18 protein-coding genes, 1 tRNA gene and 1 other RNA gene are annotated in these 20,611 nt (G+C 53.8%); 7 read left to right on the top strand and 13 right to left on the bottom strand.

Features of this window, described 5'->3' with window-relative positions; translation table 11 throughout:
* Positions 1 to 14 precede the first annotated feature (14 nt).
* The 12 genes from HV237_RS01010 to HV237_RS00955 form a co-directional block, all read right to left on the bottom strand.
* Positions 15 to 1,217: a sigma 54-interacting transcriptional regulator gene (locus HV237_RS01010; protein WP_047358203.1), complete on the bottom strand. Its 1,203-nt coding sequence runs from the start codon at positions 1,215 to 1,217 to the stop codon at positions 15 to 17.
* 176 nt (positions 1,218 to 1,393) lie between these two features.
* Positions 1,394 to 2,398: a dipeptide ABC transporter ATP-binding subunit DppF gene (gene dppF / locus HV237_RS01005; protein WP_003827418.1), complete on the bottom strand. Its 1,005-nt coding sequence runs from the start codon at positions 2,396 to 2,398 to the stop codon at positions 1,394 to 1,396.
* A complete protein-coding gene (gene dppD, locus HV237_RS01000) occupies positions 2,395 to 3,378 on the bottom strand; it encodes a dipeptide ABC transporter ATP-binding protein (RefSeq protein WP_016154901.1) in 984 nt (327 codons plus the stop codon). Before dppD ends, dppF begins: the two co-directional genes overlap by 4 nt.
* Positions 3,379 to 3,388: 10 nt before the next feature.
* Complete coding sequence (gene dppC / locus HV237_RS00995; RefSeq protein WP_016154902.1) at positions 3,389 to 4,291, bottom strand: dipeptide ABC transporter permease DppC; 903 nt, start codon at positions 4,289 to 4,291, stop codon at positions 3,389 to 3,391.
* 9 nt (positions 4,292 to 4,300) lie between these two features.
* The gene (dppB, locus tag HV237_RS00990; RefSeq protein ID WP_016157714.1) at positions 4,301 to 5,320 is read right to left on the bottom strand and encodes a dipeptide ABC transporter permease DppB; all 1,020 of its coding nucleotides are present in this window, start codon (positions 5,318 to 5,320) and stop codon (positions 4,301 to 4,303) included.
* A gap of 161 nt (positions 5,321 to 5,481) precedes the next feature.
* A complete protein-coding gene (gene dppA, locus HV237_RS00985; RefSeq protein ID WP_016154904.1) occupies positions 5,482 to 7,089 on the bottom strand; it encodes a dipeptide ABC transporter periplasmic-binding protein DppA in 1,608 nt (535 codons plus the stop codon).
* Entirely contained in the window at positions 7,004 to 7,240 is a 237-nt protein-coding gene (locus HV237_RS00980) for a hypothetical protein (protein WP_137398959.1), read from the bottom strand. Before HV237_RS00980 ends, dppA begins: the two co-directional genes overlap by 86 nt.
* Before the next feature lie 419 nt (positions 7,241 to 7,659).
* Positions 7,660 to 7,793, bottom strand: a non-coding RNA gene (locus HV237_RS00975) — RtT sRNA.
* Positions 7,794 to 7,826: 33 nt separating this feature from the next.
* A tRNA-Pro gene (locus HV237_RS00970) sits at positions 7,827 to 7,903 on the bottom strand.
* Positions 7,904 to 7,994: 91 nt separating this feature from the next.
* Positions 7,995 to 9,689, bottom strand: coding sequence for a kdo(2)-lipid A phosphoethanolamine 7''-transferase (gene eptB, locus HV237_RS00965; protein ID WP_047358204.1), 1,695 nt, complete (start codon positions 9,687 to 9,689; stop codon positions 7,995 to 7,997).
* Positions 9,690 to 9,899: 210 nt separating this feature from the next.
* Positions 9,900 to 11,102, bottom strand: coding sequence for an MFS transporter (locus HV237_RS00960; protein ID WP_016154906.1), 1,203 nt, complete (start codon positions 11,100 to 11,102; stop codon positions 9,900 to 9,902).
* A gap of 251 nt (positions 11,103 to 11,353) precedes the next feature.
* Complete coding sequence (locus HV237_RS00955) at positions 11,354 to 12,055, bottom strand: autotransporter outer membrane beta-barrel domain-containing protein (RefSeq protein ID WP_016157717.1); 702 nt, start codon at positions 12,053 to 12,055, stop codon at positions 11,354 to 11,356.
* Positions 12,056 to 12,214: 159 nt separating this feature from the next.
* Here HV237_RS00955 and tag point away from each other — a divergent pair, with 159 nt between their 5' ends.
* Both tag and HV237_RS00945 read left to right on the top strand, forming a co-directional pair.
* On the top strand, positions 12,215 to 12,784 hold the full coding sequence (gene tag / locus HV237_RS00950; protein WP_047358205.1) for a DNA-3-methyladenine glycosylase I: 570 nt from the start codon (positions 12,215 to 12,217) through the stop codon (positions 12,782 to 12,784).
* A complete protein-coding gene (locus tag HV237_RS00945) occupies positions 12,774 to 13,214 on the top strand; it encodes an N-acetyltransferase (RefSeq protein ID WP_016157718.1) in 441 nt (146 codons plus the stop codon). The genes tag and HV237_RS00945 overlap by 11 nt, the downstream gene beginning before the upstream one ends.
* Here the strand turns inward: HV237_RS00945 and HV237_RS00940 are convergent.
* Positions 13,183 to 15,516 carry a molybdopterin guanine dinucleotide-containing S/N-oxide reductase gene (locus HV237_RS00940; protein ID WP_047358206.1) on the bottom strand — a complete coding sequence of 778 codons (2,334 nt, stop codon included), beginning with the start codon at positions 15,514 to 15,516 and terminating at the stop codon, positions 13,183 to 13,185. The two genes, HV237_RS00945 and HV237_RS00940, sit on opposite strands and share 32 nt — an antisense overlap.
* A gap of 159 nt (positions 15,517 to 15,675) precedes the next feature.
* Between HV237_RS00940 and HV237_RS00935 the strand changes: the two genes are divergently transcribed.
* The 5 genes from HV237_RS00935 to HV237_RS00915 all read left to right on the top strand — a co-directional run bounded on the left by HV237_RS00935 (position 15,676) and on the right by HV237_RS00915 (position 20,598).
* The gene (locus HV237_RS00935) at positions 15,676 to 16,338 is read left to right on the top strand and encodes an OmpA family lipoprotein (protein ID WP_047358207.1); all 663 of its coding nucleotides are present in this window, start codon (positions 15,676 to 15,678) and stop codon (positions 16,336 to 16,338) included.
* A gap of 101 nt (positions 16,339 to 16,439) precedes the next feature.
* Entirely contained in the window at positions 16,440 to 17,456 is a 1,017-nt protein-coding gene (locus tag HV237_RS00930; protein ID WP_005133828.1) for a LacI family DNA-binding transcriptional regulator, read from the top strand.
* A 99-nt stretch (positions 17,457 to 17,555) separates the two neighbouring features.
* On the top strand, positions 17,556 to 18,305 hold the full coding sequence (locus HV237_RS00925) for a xylose isomerase domain-containing protein (RefSeq protein WP_047358208.1): 750 nt from the start codon (positions 17,556 to 17,558) through the stop codon (positions 18,303 to 18,305).
* 3 nt (positions 18,306 to 18,308) lie between these two features.
* Positions 18,309 to 19,247, top strand: coding sequence for a sugar kinase (locus tag HV237_RS00920; protein ID WP_019078077.1), 939 nt, complete (start codon positions 18,309 to 18,311; stop codon positions 19,245 to 19,247).
* A gap of 70 nt (positions 19,248 to 19,317) precedes the next feature.
* Entirely contained in the window at positions 19,318 to 20,598 is a 1,281-nt protein-coding gene (locus HV237_RS00915; RefSeq protein WP_003827389.1) for an MFS transporter, read from the top strand.
* Positions 20,599 to 20,611 lie beyond the last annotated feature (13 nt).

Raw genomic sequence — 20,611 nt, 5'->3', positions numbered from 1 at the left:
GTGACTGACGGCGCTTAACTCACACTCTCCAGTTGATAGCTGCGAATTTTATTCAGTACCGTGGTATGTGACACCCCCAGCGCTTTAGCGATATGCCGCGACGACACATTCTCTTCCACCATCTGTTCAATAAGCTGGCGTTCAGCACACAAAACCTGTTCTTTAAAAGGACGCTCTGTCGGCGTCAGCTCAACGGTAGGCAAATTCACCATCCCTAATTCTTCCCGCGTAATGACATCGGATTCCGCCATCAGCATCAGGCGAATGATGGTATTTTCCAGTTCGCGAACGTTCCCCGGCCAGGTGTGATGATGCAGGGCATCAAAGCAGGCTTTATCCAGAATGATCCGTCGCTGGAATTCCTTCGCGTATTTCTGCACAAAGTGGCGAATCAATAGGCTGATATCCTGCGGGCGCTCCCGCAGGGGCGGAATGGTCAGTGAAAGTACATTGATGCGGTAATAGAGATCGGCACGCAGCAGACGTTGTTCCACCATCTCTTCCAAATTGGCGTTGGTTGCCACAATAATGCGCACATTGACCGGAATAATTTGCGCCCCGCCAACGCGACGAATCCCGCCATCCTGAAGTACGCGCAGTAATTTAGCCTGTAAGCTCAGCGACATTTCACCAAATTCATCGAGAAAAAGGGTGCCTTTATCGGCCATTTCAAACAGCCCTTTTTTGCCTTTACAATCTGCACCGCTAAAAGCCCCTTTCTCATAGCCAAAGAATTCACTCTCCATCAACGACTCAGGTAGCGCAGAGCAGTTGACCGGAATAAACGGATAAAAACGTCGCTGCCCGGAATTATGGATAGCCCGGGCCAGAAGTTCTTTGCCAGTACCCGTATCGCCGCGGATCAAAACGGTATATTTGCTGTCGGCAATTTTTATCGCCTTTTCGATAAGCGAGTGCATGCTCTGGCTGCTACAAATAATGTCAGAGAAATAGCGCGGGCGTTCCGGCTCAGGCGTTGAAAGTTCGCTTATCTCTTCACACAGGTAAGCGACGTTAATAATATCGGCGCGCCGGCCTAAACAGGATTGCACGCAGGAAATATCCTGTAACTGACGGCACCAGGATTTAATCAGGATCCGTCCAGGCGTGACTTTCATGGAGATGATATTGATATCGCAGCAGGAAAATTCCTTCAGGACATCCTCAACCATCGACAGACGATCAATTGTTTTAATATCCCAGCGTATCGTGACCACATTTGCTCCTGACAGTTAGCAACTGCGAAATAGATATTTCTGTGACGAGAGGAAATCTGACTACATTTTAGACGCTGTGGAATAATGTTCTGCCAGAGGACTCACATTGTGGACGTAAAAACAAAATATAAAAAAACCGGAGCACAAGGCTCCGGTTATCAGGTCATAACCCACGTTTATTGCTGTGGATTTTCATCCTGGTCAACAGCGAAACAGGCCACGAGTTGTCCACCGTAATCCTTCAGCTGCGGCTGAAGCTGGGTACACGGACCAAAACGCCGACGGCAGCGGGCATTGAACGCACAGCCCGGCGGTGGATTCAGCGGGCTTGGCAGCTCACCGGTCAGCTTGATACGCTCGCGGCGATCGTCCGGGTTCAGGCGTGGCGTCGCGGAGAGCAGCGCCTGCGTATACGGATGACGCGGATTATTGAAGATCTGATCCTTCGTTCCTTTTTCCACACAGCGGCCTAAATACATCACCATCACCTCATCGGCAATGTGCTCTACCACCGACAGGTCATGCGAGATAAAGACGTATGACAGCCCCAGTTCCTGCTGCAAGTCCATCATCAGGTTCAGCACCTGCGCACGAACAGAAACGTCCAGCGCCGAGACCGGTTCGTCGGCAATCACCACGTCTGGATCAAGCATCAGCCCGCGAGCGATGGCAATACGCTGACGCTGACCGCCGGAGAACATGTGCGGATAGCGGTCGTAGTGCTCGGTTTTCAGCCCCACTTTTGCCATCATCGCCAGCGCTTTTTCACGACGCTCCTCTTTGCTTAGCGTGGAGTTGATCAGCAGCGGTTCTTCCAGAATCTGCCCTACTTTCTTGCGCGGGTTCAGGGAACCGTAAGGGTTCTGGAACACAATCTGGATTTTCTGCCGGCGCAGCTTCTGCGCCTGCGGGTCGTGCTTAAGCAGATCCTGCCCCTGGTAATACAGCTCGCCGCCGGTCGGGACTTCAATCATCGTCAGCAGGCGACCAAGGGTGGATTTCCCACAGCCCGACTCGCCTACCACCGCCAGCGTTTTGCCGCGTTCCAGCGTAAAGGAGACGCCGTCCAGCGCTTTCACCAGGCGTTCCGGGGCGAACATCCCCTTCTTCACCGGGTAGTGTTTTTTCAGGTCAATTGCCTGCAACAGCGGCTGTGGCAAAGCGGCCTTTTGCGTACTCATAGCCCAGGCCTCCCGGCATCATCAAGTGGGTAGTGGCATTTCGACTGACGACCGCCTTCCAGCAGGTTCAGTTCAGGTTCTTCAGCGCGGCATTTGTCAGTCGCATAGGGGCAGCGCGGGTTCAGTAAACAACCGGTCGGGCGGTCATATTTACCTGGCACCACGCCCGGCAACGAAGCCAGACGCGCTTTATCCTGAGCGAACTCCGGCAACGCGCGCAGCAACGCCTGGGTATACGGATGACGCGGCGCGCGAAAAATATCCTGCGCGGCCCCGGCTTCCACTACCTGCCCGGCGTACATCACAATGATTTTGTGCGCCGCTTCGGCCACCAGCGCCAGGTCGTGCGTGATTAAGACCAGCGCCATGTTCTCTTTTTGCTGCAATTCCAGCAGTAGCTCGATGATCTGCGCCTGAATGGTCACATCCAGCGCCGTTGTCGGTTCGTCGGCAATCAACAGCTTTGGACGACAGGCAATCGCCATCGCGATCATCACGCGCTGGCTCATCCCACCAGACAACTGGTGCGGATAGACATCCAGACGCGAGGCCGGATCGGGGATCCCCACCAGCGTCAGCAGGTCAATCGCCCGCTGAATACGCGTTTTTTTGTTGCCGCCCTGGTGCACCTTAATGGCTTCCATAATTTGGTAGCCGACGGTGTAGCACGGGTTAAGGCTGGTCATCGGGTCCTGGAAGATCATCGCCACTTCCGCGCCCACTAACTGGCGACGCTCTTTCTCAGAGATGCGCTTCAGGTCACGACCATTAAACTCCAGATTTTCGGCCATAACGCGGCCTGGGTAGTCAATCAATCCCATGATCGCCAGCGAGCTGACGGACTTACCAGAGCCGGACTCCCCTACAATGCCAACCACTTCACCCTGGTTCACGCTGTAACTAATGCGGTCTACGGCACGGAATTCGGACCCCACATCGCCGAAGTGCACCGATAATTTATCTACATTTAATAACGCCATCTCGAACCTCTTACTGCTTCAGTTTGGGATCGAGCGCGTCACGCAGACCGTCACCCATCAGGTTAAATGCCAGCACCGTCAGCAGGATTGCCAGCCCCGGGAAGGTCACGACCCACCAGGCGCTTTGGGCAAATTGCAACACGTCAGAGAGCATGGTGCCCCATTCCGGCGTAGGCGGCTGTGCGCCCATCCCCAGGAAGCCGAGGGCAGCCATATCGAGAATGGCGTTAGAGAAGCCAAGCGACGCCTGAACAATCAGCGGCGCAAGACAGTTAGGAAGAATATTGACGAACATCTGGCGCATCGCACCGGCCCCGGCCACGCGGGATGCGGTAACGTAGTCGCGGTTAACCTCCACCAGGACGGCGGCGCGCGTCAGACGCACATAGTGCGGCAATGCCACGAACGTCAGCGCCAGCGCGGCGTTGCCAATCGAGGGCCCAAATACCGCCACCAGCACCAGCGCCAGTAACAGGCTCGGCAGTGCCAGCATGATATCGACCACACGCATGATGACGTTATCGACAATCCCGCCAAAGTAACCGGCAATCAGCCCGAGAATCACGCCCATCAGCAGGGAGAGCACCACCACCAGACAGCCGACCAACAGAGACAGACGCGCACCGTACATCAGGCGGGACAGCACATCGCGGCCCACATCATCAGTACCAAACAGATGCGCCATGGTACCGCCTTCCTGCCACGCAGGAGGAGCCAGCAGCGTATCGCGGAACTGCTCTGCCGGGTTGTACGGCGCGAGGACGTTGGCAAAGACCGCAATCAGGATCATCACGACAACGTACACCAGCCCAACAACCGCACCTTTGTTGCGTTTAAAATAGTGCCAGAACTCCTGCAGCGGGGTCATGGGCACCGGTGCAGCAATAACTTTATTTTCAGTAACCTGTGACATGATGGCCCCTTACTTCCTATGCCGAATACGCGGGTTCACCACGCCGTACAGCAGGTCTACCAGCAGGTTGACGAGGATAATCATCGTCGCGACCAGCAGTACCCCGCCCTGTACCACTGGATAATCACGGCGTTGTAGCGCATCGATCAACCAGCGTCCCAGTCCCGGCCACGAGAAAATAGTCTCGGTCAGGATCGCCCCAGCCAATAACGTACCGACCTGCAGGCCGATAACGGTCACAACGGGCAGCATCGCGTTACGCAGAGCGTGAATGATGATGACGCGCATACGGGTCAGGCCTTTGGCGCGTGCGGTACGAATGTAATCTTCACCCAGTACTTCCAGCATTGATGAACGAGTCATACGCACAATTACCGCCAGAGGAATGGTGCCAAGCACCATTGCCGGCAGTATCATATGCACCAGCGCATCGATAAAGTTGCCCTCTTCACCCCAAATGGCGGTGTCAATCAGCATGAAACCAGTCAGGGGATTGGAATCATCAAGGAACACCATGTCGCTCACCCGACCGGAAACCGGCGTCAGGTTCCACTGCACGGAAACCAGCATGATCAGCATCATGCCCCACCAGAAAATCGGCATGGAGTAACCGGTCAGCGCCAGGCCAACGGCAGTGTGATCGAAAATAGAGCCGCGCTTAACGGCAGCAAGTACACCCACCGGAATACCCACCGCAACGGCGAAAATCATCGCGCAGACGCCAAGTTCCAGCGTTGCTTTAAAGCGAGGAACGAACTCTTCCCACACCGGTAATCGGCTTTTCAGCGAGATACCTAAATCACCATGCATAACCCCCCAGATATAATGGAGGTACTGCTGCCACATCGGTTTATCCAGACCGAGTTCAGCCAACAGTTGAGCATGACGCTCAGGGGAAATTCCACGCTCACCCGCCATGATCATTACCGGATCGCCGGGGATCATATGAACGAAAGCAAAGGTGAGAAGAGTGATACCGATAAACGTGGGAATGACAAGTCCCAAACGTCGGAGAATGAACTGCAACATAACCCGGATTCTCTCTAATGACGCACGGCCTGGAACCGTGAATCTGTATTGCTCACAAATCTTATCTCCCCCTCCAGCGAGAGGGAGATAAAGCATTACTGTCAGGTGGCGCTACGGTGACCCGACTTAACGGTCCGTAGCGCTGCCTGGCTTGCTTTTAATTATTCGACAGAGACGTTTTCGAAGTGATGTTTGCCTAATGGATCAACCACATAGCCTTTCACTTCTTTACGCACTGGTTCATACACGGTGGAGTGAGCAACAATCAGAGCCGGGGCCTGATCGTGCATAACAACCTGAGCTTGCTTGTACAGTTCAATACGTTTGTTGTGATCGTCGGTCGCACGCGCCGGCTGGATCAGATCTTCAAACGGCTTGTAGCACCAGCGAGAGTAGTTGGAACCGTCTTTCGCTGCCGCACAGCTGAACAGGGTGGCGAAGAAGTTGTCCGGATCCCCGTTGTCACCGGTCCAACCCATCATCACCGCCTGATGCTCACCCGCTTTGGCGCGTTTCAGATATTCGCCCCACTCGTAGGTCACAATCTTGGCCTGAACGCCGATTTTCGCCCAGTCAGCCTGAACCATTTCCGCCATACGGCGGGCGTTCGGGTTGTAAGGACGCTGTACCGGCATGGCCCACAGCTCAACGGTGAAGCCTTTATCCTGACCCGCTTCCTTCAGCAGCGCTTTAGCCTTTTCAGGATCGTAGGTGTAGTCTTTAACGTCGTCGTTATAGCCCCACATGGTCGGTGGGATCAGGTTTTTCGCGGCAACGCCGGCGCCCTGATATACCGCTTTAATGATGGCTTCTTTGTTCACCGCGTAGGTCAGCGCCTGACGGACTTTCACGTCATCAAACGGTTTCTTCTCGGTGTTGAAAGAGAGGTAGCCAACGTTCAGACCGGCCTGCTCCATCAGGTTAATGTTTTTATCCTGCTTCATGCGCGCGATATCTGCCGGGTTCGGGTACGGCATCACCTGGCACTCGTTCTTCTGCAGTTTGGCGTAACGCACGGAAGCGTCAGGCGTAATGGAGAAGACCAGACGGTCAATCTGTGGCTTGGTGCCCCAGTAACCTTCGAATGCTTTATACAGAATACGGGAGTCTTTCTGGTACTGCTGCAGCTGGAACGGACCGGTCCCAATTGGGTTCAGATCCACTTTCTCCGGGGAGCCGGCTTTCAGCATGTTGTCTGCATATTCTTTGGAAAGAATAGAAGCGAAGTCCATCGCCAGGTCAGCCAGGAAAGGCGCTTCCGGGCGAGTCAGCACGAACTGAACGGTTTTATCGTCCACTTTTTTCACTTCGGAGATCAGATCTGGCAGACCCATCCCTTCGAAGTATTCATAGCTACCGCCAGAGACTTTGTGGTACGGGTTCTGGGCATTTTTCTGACGATCGAAAGAGAACACCACGTCATCGGCGTTTAAATCGCGCGTCGGTTTGAAATCTTTGTTGTCCTGCCACTTCACGCCCTGGCGCAGGTGGAAGGTATAGGTTTTACCGTCTTCGCTGATTTCCCACTTCTCAGCAAGGCCCGGGATCACTTCAGTTGTACCGGTTTTGAACTCGACCAGGCGGTTATAGATCGGTACGGAGCTGGCATCATAGGTCGTGCCAGAGGTGAAAAGCTGTGGGTTAAAGCCTTCAGGAGATCCTTCTGAACAATAAACCAGAGTTTTAGCCTGTACGCTTGCGGCGCAGGTCATAGCCACCAGGCTCAGACCAAGCTTCAGCATCCCTGACTTCTTCAAGGAAATACTCATTCTTCTGCTCCAAATGTGATGTTTGTTGTTTTACCCTTTGCAGTGGGTTTGCACCGCCTGGCCTTTTTTGTTTTTTACCCGGCCGGGTCGGCGTTAAGAGGATAGGGATTCCGTTCACATAAGCGACTGAGTTGCAGTGCGGATTCTCCATGAAATGCCCCTCATGCCCTACAATCTGTCAACAGAATGTGAAAACGTCAATACAGGTAACCGTGATTTACACCAACGGTGAGAATTCGCAAACAAAGATTAAAAAAAGTGCAGAAGGACATTTTCAGCAGGGAAATTTGTGCTACGCGCACTATGCCAGAATAAACATCTTCATATTTCGCAACATTTGGTGATTAACATTTATGCAAATTATTAAAACTTTCTAAATTAATGCTGCATATCTGAGCGATTAATGCCATGAACGCTAAAGCGCACAGCGGAAAATGCCAGGTTCAGCCATAAGTAGCGCAAAAAAAGTTTCAAGCAAATATAAAAAAAGGCAATGGAATATGTCACAGAATCGTTAACAGTCAGTGGGAAGTGGTGCACAATTTTTGCAGATAAAAGGAAGGTCAATTTTGGTCGGAGAGAGAGGATTACTCGCCACTGACGTGGCTCGCCCTACGGGCCGTTGCTAACGCAACGTTCTCTCGCTGCGCTCGAGTCGAACCTCTTACCCCCGGAGGTTCTCATCCTCGTGGGTTTCAAATGCAAAAAACCCTGCTCGTTGAGCAGGGTTTTGAATTTGGTCGGTGATAGAGGATTCGAACCTCCGACCCCTTCGTCCCGAACGAAGTGCGCTACCAGGCTGCGCCAATCACCGAATGCGGGGCGCATCTTACTGCTCAGCCGCGCCCCCGTCAATCCCTTAGTATCAAAATGCCATTTGATCGGCGAGAAAGTCAGCAGCCCAATTACTGAGCCGTAACCTTCTTCGCGTCCGGGATACGGCACCAGTTGTTATTCTCGTTAATACCGCCATTTGGCGAGGTATAACCGAGGCAACCCAAAATAGTGTCGTACAGTTCCACATGACGACGCGGCACCTTCATATCAGCTTCTTGCTTCAGGTGTGCAAACGCCTTCGCATGGTCTGGGTCTTCCAGATATTTATCTGACATCCACACCAGCATAGGAACGCGGAACTGCTCTGGCGGAGCCATTTTACGCGGCGTACCGTGCAGGTGCTCACGCTCGTTAATCGACTCACCGTGATCGGCGGCGTAGAACACTATCGCTTTCTTATCCCGCAGTTGATCAAACACTTTGGTAATAAAGTGATCAACATAGGTTACCGAGTTATCAAAAGAGTTAATCATCTCGGCTTTCGAGCAACCGCTATCCACATTGACACACTCCGGCTTCCACTGCGCATAGTCGCGGGTGTAGCGCTGCGTGTAGTTAAAATGCGAACCTTTGGTATGCAGAATAATCAGACGTTTGCCATCATCGTCATTCGGTTGCAGAGACTGCTGCATTTCGGTAATCAACAGCATATCGTCAACGTTCTTGCCACGGTTACGCGGCTCTGCGCCAATCTGCTCTCGGTAAGCGATGTTCTCCGCCATGGTATTGCTGTAGAACCACATCTCGCTTTGCATCGCGTAGAGGTCTGTCTTGAACCCTAACTGACCGAGCACGGAAAAGACGTTTTGTTCTTTCAGGGTACGCTGCGGGTTTTCTTCCGCCCCACCTTCACGCACAAACATACAGCGCAGCGAAAGCTTGGTCGCTGTGTCACAGGAATATCCACGGAACGCGGCCAGGTTTTTCTCCTGGGCGAGCCTTGGCGTGGTATTTCGCTCATAGCCAAAAATCCCCATATGGTCCCAGCGGGTGGTTTCGCCGATAATAAAGACCACATAGGTGTCGTCGAGGTTCTTGGGCTCAACATAGGTAAATTTCTTCGCCGGGTTCATCAGCGATTTGTTGTCTGAGGATTCATCCACCTGTGCCCAGGCGTACAAACCCAGCGCAGAGAGCCAGTTTGACGGCAAATAAGAGTTCGCCACAACCCCGCCATAGCTGGGTAAATCGATACCAGTTTCTCGCTCCACGCTTCTCTGTTGCATGCTCAGCAGGCGAATTGGTACCCATACCATCAGGCCAGCTAACAAAACCACCGCTACGCTACGCCACCTCATGCCCGGTGTACGAATTTGTCTCATCAACGTGTAGCGGCAGCGGTTACTCCAAATCAGCACCAAGGGAATAATACTGACCGAAACCAGCCACACGATGAAATGCCAGCCGACGACTTCTTTCGATAAATCAATATCCGTGGTCATTACGGAGGCGATAATACCGTAACCAATTACCACGTTCAGGAAGGTCATATAATAACTGGCGCCGGCAGAACACAGCACCAAACAGGTTGCCAGGACACGCCAGGCGCGGCGGCCAAACAAAGAGAGAAGTCGTAGTAAAAAGAAGGTCACCAGCACAGTGCCGGCCAATTCAACAACCGCGGAAAGTCCTTTCCAGACGGTAAAATCGTGCGCATATCCGCTAAAACGACGGAAAAATACAGCACAGTTCATAAACAAACCGATATAGATTGCCAGCAAGAAACTGAGTTTCTGCTGCGTCATCGACTTAATGTATCTCATGCAAACAAACCCTGGAAATCGGGATAAAAAACCCTGAGCAGCGATCAATCAGACCTGACAGAGGAAAAATGCGACAACAGCAGAGGTGAAATGTCTACGGGCGCGGGTAAGTAGACCACAGGAGGGAGCAAAAGTGCTTATAGAGAATGAAAATGGCGCATAAATTTTTGTAAATATATGCGCCAGGTATTAATCATACTACTAATAGATTTAGGCGTGCGCCTCGGTATAGACGCTACGTTGTGGCTGACGAATAGTGGTAGAAAGCGCCAGCGAAATGATTAACAGCGCAAAGATGACGCAGAAGGTCACATAGAACCCGCCAAACAGCGAGGCGATAATGGAACCGCAAATGCTACCGATACCGAAGCCCAGGTAAATAACACCGTAGTTTTTAGCCAGGTTATTCAGACCGAAGAACTCGCTGACCAGTGACGGGAATACGGTGATGGTACCGCCAAAGTTAAATGCGACACAGGCAATTGCCATAAAGAAGGTTACGTCATTCAGCGGCGCGAACAACAGTGCAGCCATACCGACCAGAGAAACAACCTGACCAATGGTGATCACGCGAATACGAGAGATTTTATCGGACAGAATCCCCAGCACCAGACGACCCGACAGGTTCGCGATAGAAATGACGGTAACCGCATTCGCCGCCGTCGCCACATCCATATGCGCCAGGCTTTGTGCGATATCTTTCGCCACGCCAATGACGTACAGACCGCTCATACACGCTGTCAGGAACATGACTGCCAGCATCCAGTACTGCGGTTTGCGCATGGACTGCGCCAGGGTGTAGTCGTTCTCAACTACGCCATTCTTCGCTTTCACTTCCTGATTCGGCGCATCTTTCATCAGCGTGGAGCCAAAGACGATCATCACCAGTACGATCGCGCCCCAAATCATGAAGGTTTTTTCCAGGCCCACGGTGCTCAGCAGTTGGCTGTCGATAAATTTAAAACCGAGGCTGCCAAGGCCATAAGAACCGATGGCAAAGGCGGAAATCAGCCCTTTACGCTCAGGGAACCATTTTACGCAGTTGGAAAGCGTTAACAGGTAACCTGCGCCATCCGCCAGACCAACCAGCACACCGGCGCTCAGCCACAGCATAATCAGACTGTTGGAATGGGCAGTTAAGAAGAAACCGACGCCGAGTAAAATACCGGAGGCCATGGTGACGCGTTTCACGCCAAAACGTTCCTGCAGCTTGCCAGCAACGGAAGAGGAAATCGCCAGCCCGAGGCTCAGCAAGCCAAAAGAAAATGCCACCTGACTGACCGGCGCATCGAGCTTAGAAGAGAGCGCGCCATTAAACAGGCTCCAGGTATAAACAGAACCTAAAGCAAATTGGGTAATAATCGTGCCGATCAGTGTTAGCCAGCGAGTACGCTGATAATCAGAAGTTTTCATGGCAGTCTTCCTGCATAAGCAAAATGGGAAATTCTCTGCCAACAACCATACCGAAGCGCTTTTATGGCCAGGAGAAAACGGCATGAAATGCCGCCAGGACGGAATGAAATGCCTGGAATGCGGAATGAATGACGAGACAAAAAGTCGGGTTACTGAATTTTATCGTAAGAGTTAGTACACGCTATCGCTGAGGGGCGTGTGATTGCTGTTCTCAATATGTAACGGAGATGTTTATATGATGATTGTTTGCGTTAAAATTTGGCACTCACTCCCATGGTGTACATATAGTCGCTGTTATTGGCGCTATTTTCCGCCTGCGAAAGCGCCGCGTAAGCCGCCATGTGCCTGTTCAACAGCATATCTGCGCCAACGGTAACATCCAGCCAGTTACCGTCTTGACCCGCCGCCGTCATGCGACTGAGGCCCGACTGCGCTTTCCAGATATTCTCGCCAAACTGCTGGTTATAGCTGATTTGCGCCCACGGTCGCACATCACCGAACTGAGAATTGACTCGCCAGCCTAACGTGCTGACGCTGGCATGCCACAGCGGATCGTTCTGCGTTACCGACGTCACGCTATCGCCAAATTCGTTGTAAGTAGACGTGGTCGAACCGTCATAATGCAGCGCGGCCACCGGACCGGTCATCACCTGCCTTGAAAGCGGAAAGTTCCAGCCCATACTCATGCCGCTGGTCGCATCCATAGGCGTTTCATCCGCCAGATTCACCACGGGACCCGCCACGTTTTGAGTGGAGCGAATACGTTCTTCCAGAATGTCGTTATAACGTGGTTGGTGATCGCTGTCCCATGTATAACGTTCAGCCGTATGCCCTGACATCGCATCAACGATATATTCTTGTTGCCAGCCATATGCTGTATTGATGAACAGCGCACAAACTACGACGCTCGCCAGAGTTAACCTTTGGCGACCACTACTGTTTCTTATAATCATCAACGCGACTCCAGAAAAGAGCCGAATTCGGCGATATTATTGTCATTGTGTGAAGGATATCGGGCCCATCAGGCCCTGTATTAAATATTGTCTTTTTAGCTGGCGCGTCAAGGCGGGCCGAATGAAATTTTTACGCCAGTAAAAACAGCGAGGAAGAATATGCAGCGTTGCGGATGGGTCAGCCAGGACCCACTTTACATTGCCTACCACGACAAGGAATGGGGCGTCCCCGAAACAGATGGCAACAAGCTGTTCGAAATGATCTGTCTGGAAGGCCAACAGGCCGGTTTATCGTGGATCACCGTGCTAAAGAAACGGGAAAATTATCGCCACGCCTTCCACCATTTTGACCCGGAAAAAGTGGCGGCCATGACCGAAGAGGATGTGGAAAGACTGGTACTGGATGCCGGCATTATTCGCCATAGAGGAAAAATTCAGGCCATTATCGGCAACGCTCGCGCCTTTCTGACCATGGCGCAAAACGGAGAATCGTTTAGCGAGTTCGTCTGGTCGTTTGTTGATAACCAACCGCAACTGACCCGCGCCGCCAACCTGAGCGATATCCCCACCTCTACACCGGCGTCAGATGCTCTGTCTAAAGCGTTAAAAAAACGCGGATTTAAGTTTGTCGGCACCACCATCTGTTACTCCTTTATGCAGGCATGCGGCTTGGTCAATGACCATGTCACCAGCTGTATCTGTTACCCGGGAGAACAACATGATTCGTGAATCAAAGGCTGACGATCTACCGTCGATTCTGGCGCTGTGGATGGAAAGCACGATCCATGCCCATCCGTTTATCGAAGAACGCTACTGGCGCGAAAGTGAATCCATCGTGCGGGATGTTTATCTGCCAGCCGCACAAACCTGGGTATGGGAAGAAGAAGGGGTGCTCAAAGGCTTTGCCAGCGTCATTGACGACCGCTTTCTCGGCGCGCTGTTCGTCGCGCCTGCCGCCATCAGAAGCGGGATCGGCAAAGCGCTGGTGCAGCATGTGCAGCAGCGCTTTTCGTTACTCAGCCTCGAGGTCTACCAGAAGAATCAATCAGCGGTGAACTTCTACCATGCGCTGGGTTTTCGCATTGAAGATGGCGCATGGCAGGAAGAGACTCACCATCCCACGTGGATTATGGGCTGGCAGGCGGATCAAACGCCGTAAGCGTCAACGTTGGTCCGCTGTATTTTTCGAGCCACGCCAGCGCAGTGTTGCCCGCACAGCCATTCCCCAGCTTCGAGCTGGGGAGATCTTTGGTCAGCACGTTGACGGCGCCATTTTTACAAATACCGTTGGCGGCAAGATCCAAATCAGGCCAGGCGCCCTCATGAATACAGATGACACCGGGTTTAATTCCCGTCGTCACGACCGCTCCCGCCAGAACGTGCCCACGCTGGTTCCACACTCTGACCGTGTCGCCATCCGCAATACCGCGCGCTTTGGCATCCTGCGGATGAATCGTGACGGGCTCACGATCCGCTACCGCATACTGTTCGCGCAACGCGCTGTAATTTAGCTGACTGTGCAAACGGTGCGCCGGATGGGCGGAAAGCAGCTGTAACTGGCCCGGCTCGGCGTTACCGAACCACTCATCCGGCTCCAGCCACATCGGATGCCCCGCACAGTCCGCGTAACCGTAACCGGCAATCCTCGCGGAGTAGATTTCAATTTTACCGCTGTCCGTTTTCAGCGGATGCGCCTGTGGGTTGCGGCGAAAATCCGCGAAACGGATAAACTCCGCGCTGGCGGCGTTTTCCGGCATTTCGATCAGCGCATTCCGCTGCCAAAACTCGGTGAATGGCGGCAACGTCACCTGCTGGCTAGCCCCACGCTGCCCGGCAATGTTGTAAAAAGTCTCCAGCCATTCCAGCTCGCTTTTGCCTTCGGTAAATCGCTCATATCCGCCCTTCTCCCAGCGTTCACTCAGCTCGGCAAAGACATCAAAATCATTTCGCGCTTCAGCCTGCGGCGATACAACCTGCTTCATCGGCACCAGATGCTGGTTGCTGTAATCGCCGGTCATGGTCAAATCATTACGCTCAAAAGACGTCGTCGCCGGCAGCACGATATCGGCATGCTTCGCTGCGGCTGTCCAGAAACACTCCGAGATAACCACCAGCTCCGGTTTTTGCCAGGCGCGAATCAGACGGTTGGTGTCCTGATGATGGGTGAAGTTGGCGCCGCCCGCCCACCACAGCATACGGATGTCCGGGAAATGGCGGTCCATACCGTTGTGCTGATAAAAACCACCGGGGTTCTCCAGCGCTTCAACAATTCGCGCCACCGGGATTTTATCTACCGCGTCGGTACCGTTTTTAACGCTGCCCTGCATTGAAGCCAGCACCGCAGCACGGCGCGTTGGGTTGCCGCCGTTGGCAAAATGGTACGACAGCCCAAAGCCCCCGCCAGGTGTCCCGATTTGCCCGAGCATGGCAGCCAGCGTGACAATCATCCAGTGTTTCTGCTCGCCATACTGCTGGCGTTGCATACCCCACCCCGCCATCAGCATGGTGGTGTTTTGGTGAAATATCGCCGCAAGTTCACGTATTTTCGCCGCCGGAACACCACAAATTCCCGCGGCCCATTCTGCCGTTTTTGCAACATCGTCAGATTTGCCCAGCAGATAGTCGGCAAAACGGTCATATCCGGTCGTACACCGGGCAAGAAAGTCCGCGTCGTGCCAGCCGTTTTCCACCAGCGTATGCGCGATACCCAGCATCAGCGCCACGTCGGTCCCCATATGCGGAGCGATCCATTCCATCTTCTCGCCAAAGAAATCGACGCTTTCCGATCGCATCGGATCGATACAGATCAACCGCTTCCCGCTGCCACGCAGTGCCTCAAAGTAAGCGAGGCCCTGCTCGTCGGAGGCGTTCCAGGCAATTTTCAGGGTATTCAGTGGATTGGCGCTCCATAACACCACCACTTCGCTGTTCTCCAGCACCACCGGCCAACTGGTCTGCTGCTGGTAAACTTCGTTACCGCCCACCACGTACGGCATGATGGCCTGCGCAGCGCCTGTCGAGTAATCCCCCAGATGCCCGGTATAACCGCCCGCCAGCGCCATATAACGCTGTAGCAGGGTTGCGGCTTTGTGTAACACTCCGTTGGAACGCCAGCCGTAGGAACCGGCAAAAATCGAGGCCGGGCCGTAGCTGTCACGGATGCGTTTATGCTGCGTATGGATAAGATTCAGCGCGTCGTCCCAACTGACACGAACAAATTCATCCTGCCCGCGCACCCCCTGCGGATCCTCCGGCGAGGCGAGAAAGCCTTTACGCACCATGGGAAAACGTACCCGCGTTTTACTGTGTACCTGGTCGCGCACCACGGTTTGCAAAGAGTTGGGATGGGCGGTGGGCAGCGCGCCGCGAGAGGAGAAAACTGTCTCGCCATCAGTTTCGACGAGAATAGGTCCCCAGTGGGCGGCGGTTAACACCGAGTAATGTGCGGGTGAATTAGCCAAGATGGCGCTCCTGAATGCGATGTGACGGCTTATTTATTATGCCGTTCAATGTTACTTACAAATTTCAGAGTCTTCCCTGGAATTTTCTTCATGTTCACACGTCATAATCAACCGCCACGGTCGCTGTGGCAAAGAAGAAAAAGTCATTAAGGAATTAAGATGAAGAAACGTGTTTTTGTTATTGCTGCCATCGTGAGCGGCGCCCTGGCGGTTTCTGGCTGCACAACAAACCCTTACACCGGCGAACGCGAAGCGGGTAAATCCGGCATTGGCGCGGGTATTGGCTCTCTGGTCGGCGCGGGTATTGGCGCACTCTCTTCTTCGAAGAAAGATCGCGGCAAAGGCGCGCTGATTGGTGCGGCGGCTGGCGCGGCCGTTGGCGGCGGTGTCGGCTATTACATGGACGTGCAGGAAGCAAAACTGCGCGACAAAATGCAGGGAACGGGCGTCAGCGTGACGCGCAGTGGCGATAACATCATCCTGAATATGCCAAATAACGTCACCTTCGACAGCAACAGCAGCAACCTGAAACCTGCGGGTGCCAACACCCTGACCGGCGTGGCAATGGTACTGAAAGAGTACAATAAAACCGCCGTCAACGTGCTCGGCTTCACCGACAGCACCGGCAGTCAGGATCTAAATATGCGCCTGTCGCAGCAGCGCGCGGACTCTGTGGCCAGCGCCTTAATCACTCAAGGCGTCGCCGCTAACCGTATCCGCACTCAGGGTATGGGCCCGGCAAACCCGATCACCAGTAACAGCACGGCGGAAGGTAAAGCACAAAACCGCCGCGTAGAGATCACCTTAAGCCCGCTCCAGTAACGTTTTGTGCCGGATAATGGCAGCGTCTTATCCGGCATGAAGCACTTGCCATCGTTGATTTTCGCGTTAAGGTGTTGTCACCAAATTTAGGGAAATCAGCGATGAGCAAATCAACACGGGCAACCATCAGCGATGTGGCGAAAGCCGCAAAAACCGGCAAGACCAGCATTTCACGCTACCTCAACGGTGAAAAGCACCTGCTTTCCGACGCGCTACTGGCCCGCATTGAACAAGCCATTGCCGATCTCGACTACCGTCCCAGCCTGATGGCAAGAGGCCTGAAACACGGTCGTACCCGTCTGATTGGTCTGATCATCGCCGATATTACTAATCCCTACTCCGTCAACGTGTTAAGCGGGATTGAAGCCGCCTGTCGCGATAAGGGCTTTACCCCGCTGGTGTGTAACACCAACAACGAAGTGGATCAGGAGCTGCATTATCTCGACCTGCTGCGCAGCTACCAGGTCGAAGGGATTGTGGTCAACGCCGTTGGAATGCGCGAAGAGGGGCTGAACCGCCTGCAACAGTCTGCGCTACCGATGGTACTGATTGACCGTAAAATCCCCGATTTCGCCTGTGATATGGTCGGGCTGGATAACACCCAGGCGGCAACGGTTGCCACTGAACATCTGGTCGAGCAAGGCTTTGAAGCCATCCTGTTCCTCAGCGAACCGCTGGGCATGGTGAATACCCGCCGCGAACGCCTGAGCGCTTTTCGCGCCACGCTCGCACAGTACCCCGGCGTTATCGCGCAAAATGCCGAAGTCCCGCTAACGGACAATACGCAACTGGATGACACGCTGCGCCAGTTTCACCAGCAGCATCGGGGGATGCGCAAAGCCGTTATCTCTGCCAACGGCGCTCTCACGCTGCAGGTTGCCCGCGCCCTGAAGCGCATTGGCCTTAACTGGGGCAGCGATATCGGCCTGCTCGGTTTTGACGAACTGGAATGGGCGGAGCTGGCGGGCGTCGGTATCACCACGTTGAAACAACCCACATGGCAGATTGGCTACACCGCCGTTGAGCAGGTTGTACGCCGAATTGATGGCGGCTCTGCTGCCATTCAGGAACAGGTATTCTCCGGCGAGCTGATCGTGCGCGGCTCAACCGCCCGTTAAATTTCCTTCGTGATGGTGATCATAAATTCGACATCATGAGCTTTTCTTTGGAACCGGTTCCATCTAGCGTTATAACAAGAATGCTAGTCTGGAGTTTCCATGAAAAGAAAAATTATGGTGGTTACCGCCGCCTACGGCTACGACCAGGTGCGGGCCGCAGGCGGGCAAACGGCAATGTTGCCCATCATTGCCGAAGCCGGTGCTGACGGCGTCGAAATCCGCCGCGAGTTATTAACCGACGCCGAGCTGAAAACGCTGTCCACAACGGCCTCTGCAATCGAACTCTTCGGCCTGCTGGCCTGTTATTCAGCGCCTGAACCGTTATTCCTTGAGGATGGGAACCTGAATCCCCGACTTCCGCAGCTCCTCGAAGAAGCGCAGGCCCTACAGGCACTGTGGTTAAAAGTCTCTCTCGGTCATTTTTTCCATACCGAACAGTTCGACGATTTACGTGAATGGCTGGACAACAGCGGAATGGAGCTGGTTGTGGAAAACGATCAGACCGCCTGCGGACGCCTGCAGCCGATGCAACGCTTTAATGAAGCCTGTCAGACGCAAAACCTGCCGATATCTCTGACTTTCGATATGGGCAACTGGCTGTGGGTTGGCGACTCCCCGGAGCAGGCCGCGCAGAACCTGGCGCCAACCGTCGGATATATCCATGTCAAAGCCGCAGTTACGCATCGCGATAGCTACCGTGCCGTACCGCCTGATGAAGCAGATTCACGCTGGCTGGCGCTGTTAAAAACGCTGCCCAACGATGTTCCGCGCGGTATTGAGTTCCCCCTGGAAGGGCAGGATTTGACGGCGGTTACCCGCCACTACGTCGAGCTGTTACGCGAGGAGTAACACATGAAAAATTCACTGGATGCGGTCACTATTGGTGAAGCGATGGCGATGTTTGTCGCCACGCAAACCGGCGAACTGACGGATGTAGAGCAGTTTATCAAGCGCGTTGCAGGCGCTGAACTCAACGTGGCGACCGGTCTTGCTCGTCTGGGCCTGAAGGTCGGCTGGGTGAGCCGCGTAGGCAACGACAGTTTTGGTCGTTTTATCGTTAAGTCGCTGGAAAAAGAAGGGATAGATGCGCAGGGAGTTACCCTGGATGGGCGTTACGCTACCGGCTTTCAGCTTAAATCTAAGGTCGAAAATGGAACCGATCCCATTGTGGAGTATTTCCGCAAAGGTTCGGCCGCCAGCCACCTCAGCGTTGAGGATTATCACGAGGACTATTTCGCCAGCGCGCGCCACTTGCACCTGAGCGGCGTGGCGGCGGCGCTTTCTGCCAGCTCCTATGAACTACTGGCGCACACCGCCCGCACGCTGAAAGCCCAGGGGAAGACCATCTCGTTCGACCCAAATTTGCGTCCGGTACTGTGGAAAAGCGAAGCCGAAATGGTGGAAAAACTGAACCGGCTGGCATTCCAGGCTGACTGGGTTTTACCTGGATTAAAAGAGGGGATGATTTTAACCGGCCAACAGACGCCTGAAGCCATCGCCGACTTTTATCTGCGCCACGGGGTGAAGGCCGTGATCATCAAAACCGGGGCTGATGGTGCCTGGTACAAAACAGCCAGCGGTGAACAAGGTTGCGTTGCACCGGTAAAAGTCGACAACGTGGTCGATACGGTCGGCGCAGGCGATGGCTTTGCCGTAGGCGTTATCAGCGCCCTGCTGGAAGGCCGTTCGCTGCATCAGGCGGTGACGCGCGGCAATAAAATCGGCGCACTGGCCATTCAGGTTCAGGGCGACAGCGAAGGATTACCCACACGTGAACAATTAGGGGAATAAACTCCCGGCCAACTCTGTCTCTGTACCCTACATACAGAGGCGGCGTATCAGCATAACCAGAGGGCAGTCTATGAATAGCTCAACTAATGCAGCAAAACGCTGGTGGTACATTATGCCAATCGTGTTTATCACGTATAGCCTGGCGTACCTTGACCGTGCGAACTTCAGCTTCGCCTCCGCCGCCGGTATCAACGAGGACCTCGGCATTACCAAAGGGATCTCTTCCCTGCTGGGCGCTCTGTTTTTCCTCGGCTATTTCTTCTTTCAGATCCCAGGCGCGATTTACGCAGAACGGCGCAGCGTACGAAAACTGATTTTTGTCTGTCTGATCCTCTGGGGCGCATGCGCGTCGTTAACCGGTATGGTCAGCAATATTCCAATGCTTGCCGCCATCCGCTTTATTCTTGGCGTCGTTGAAGCCGCGGTGATGCCCGCAATGCTGATTTATATCAGCAACTGGTTTACGAAATCCGAGCGCTCGCGCGCTAACACTTTCCTGATCCTCGGTAACCCGGTTACCGTCCTGTGGATGTCTGTGGTTTCCGGTTATCTGATTCAGGCGCTGGGCTGGCGGGAAATGTTTATCATCGAGGGCTTCCCGGCCATCATCTGGGCGTTCTGCTGGTGGGTATTGGTAAAAGACAAACCGTCTCAGGTCGGCTGGCTGTCAGAATCTGAAAAAGCCGCCCTTCAGGCGCAACTGGAAAAAGAGCAGCAAGGCATCAAAGCCGTGCGTAACTATAGCGAGGCCTTCCGCTCACGTAACGTCATCCTGCTGTGCATGCAGTATTTCGCCTGGAGTATTGGCGTCTATGGTTTTGTCCTGTGGCTACCGTCGATTATCCGCAACGGCGGCGCAAATCTGGGCATGGTAGAGGTTGGCTGGCTGTCATCCGTACCTTATCTGGCGGCGACGGCGGCGATGATCCTCGTCTCCTGGGCCTCCGATAAGCTGCAAAACCGTAAACTGTTTGTCTGGCCGCTGTTATTGATAGCTGCTTTCGCTTTTATCGGCTCCTGGGCCGTGGGTGCAGACCACTTCTGGATTTCTTACACGCTGTTAGTTATTGCGGGTGCGGCAATGTACGCCCCATATGGCCCCTTCTTCGCCATCATCCCGGAAATGCTGCCGCGCAACGTCGCCGGGGGTGCAATGGCGCTGATTAACAGCATGGGCGCGCTAGGCTCATTCTTTGGTTCATGGTTTGTCGGCTACCTCAATGGCGCAACCGGCAGCCCATCCGCCTCGTACATATTTATGGGGGTAGCGCTTTTTGTCTCAGTATGGCTAACTTTAATTGTTAAGCCTGCTAATAATCAGCAATTACCTATTGGCGCACGCCACGCTTAAATTTTAACTTACG

Source organism: Citrobacter sp. RHBSTW-00570 (assembly GCF_013739755.1).
Taxonomy (GTDB): domain Bacteria; phylum Pseudomonadota; class Gammaproteobacteria; order Enterobacterales; family Enterobacteriaceae; genus Citrobacter; species Citrobacter braakii.
Note: the sequence above shows the minus strand (reverse complement) of the source record. Positions and strands in the feature narration are given on the sequence as shown.

What these genes read in the sequence shown, in the direction of transcription:
- dppF (WP_003827418.1), bottom strand. Translation starts at nt 2,398, where the DNA reads ATGAGTACGCAAAAGGCCGCTTTGCCACAGCCGCTGTTGCAGGCAATT.
- dppD (WP_016154901.1), bottom strand. Translation starts at nt 3,378, where the DNA reads ATGGCGTTATTAAATGTAGATAAATTATCGGTGCACTTCGGCGATGTG.
- dppC (WP_016154902.1), bottom strand. Translation starts at nt 4,291, where the DNA reads ATGTCACAGGTTACTGAAAATAAAGTTATTGCTGCACCGGTGCCCATG.
- dppB (WP_016157714.1), bottom strand. Translation starts at nt 5,320, where the DNA reads ATGTTGCAGTTCATTCTCCGACGTTTGGGACTTGTCATTCCCACGTTT.
- dppA (WP_016154904.1), bottom strand. Translation starts at nt 7,089, where the DNA reads ATGAGTATTTCCTTGAAGAAGTCAGGGATGCTGAAGCTTGGTCTGAGC.
- HV237_RS00980 (WP_137398959.1), bottom strand. Translation starts at nt 7,240, where the DNA reads ATGGAGAATCCGCACTGCAACTCAGTCGCTTATGTGAACGGAATCCCT.
- eptB (WP_047358204.1), bottom strand. Translation starts at nt 9,689, where the DNA reads ATGAGATACATTAAGTCGATGACGCAGCAGAAACTCAGTTTCTTGCTG.
- HV237_RS00960 (WP_016154906.1), bottom strand. Translation starts at nt 11,102, where the DNA reads ATGAAAACTTCTGATTATCAGCGTACTCGCTGGCTAACACTGATCGGC.
- HV237_RS00955 (WP_016157717.1), bottom strand. Translation starts at nt 12,055, where the DNA reads ATGATTATAAGAAACAGTAGTGGTCGCCAAAGGTTAACTCTGGCGAGC.
- tag (WP_047358205.1), top strand. Translation starts at nt 12,215, where the DNA reads ATGCAGCGTTGCGGATGGGTCAGCCAGGACCCACTTTACATTGCCTAC.
- HV237_RS00945 (WP_016157718.1), top strand. Translation starts at nt 12,774, where the DNA reads ATGATTCGTGAATCAAAGGCTGACGATCTACCGTCGATTCTGGCGCTG.
- HV237_RS00935 (WP_047358207.1), top strand. Translation starts at nt 15,676, where the DNA reads ATGAAGAAACGTGTTTTTGTTATTGCTGCCATCGTGAGCGGCGCCCTG.
- HV237_RS00930 (WP_005133828.1), top strand. Translation starts at nt 16,440, where the DNA reads ATGAGCAAATCAACACGGGCAACCATCAGCGATGTGGCGAAAGCCGCA.
- HV237_RS00925 (WP_047358208.1), top strand. Translation starts at nt 17,556, where the DNA reads ATGAAAAGAAAAATTATGGTGGTTACCGCCGCCTACGGCTACGACCAG.
- HV237_RS00920 (WP_019078077.1), top strand. Translation starts at nt 18,309, where the DNA reads ATGAAAAATTCACTGGATGCGGTCACTATTGGTGAAGCGATGGCGATG.
- HV237_RS00915 (WP_003827389.1), top strand. Translation starts at nt 19,318, where the DNA reads ATGAATAGCTCAACTAATGCAGCAAAACGCTGGTGGTACATTATGCCA.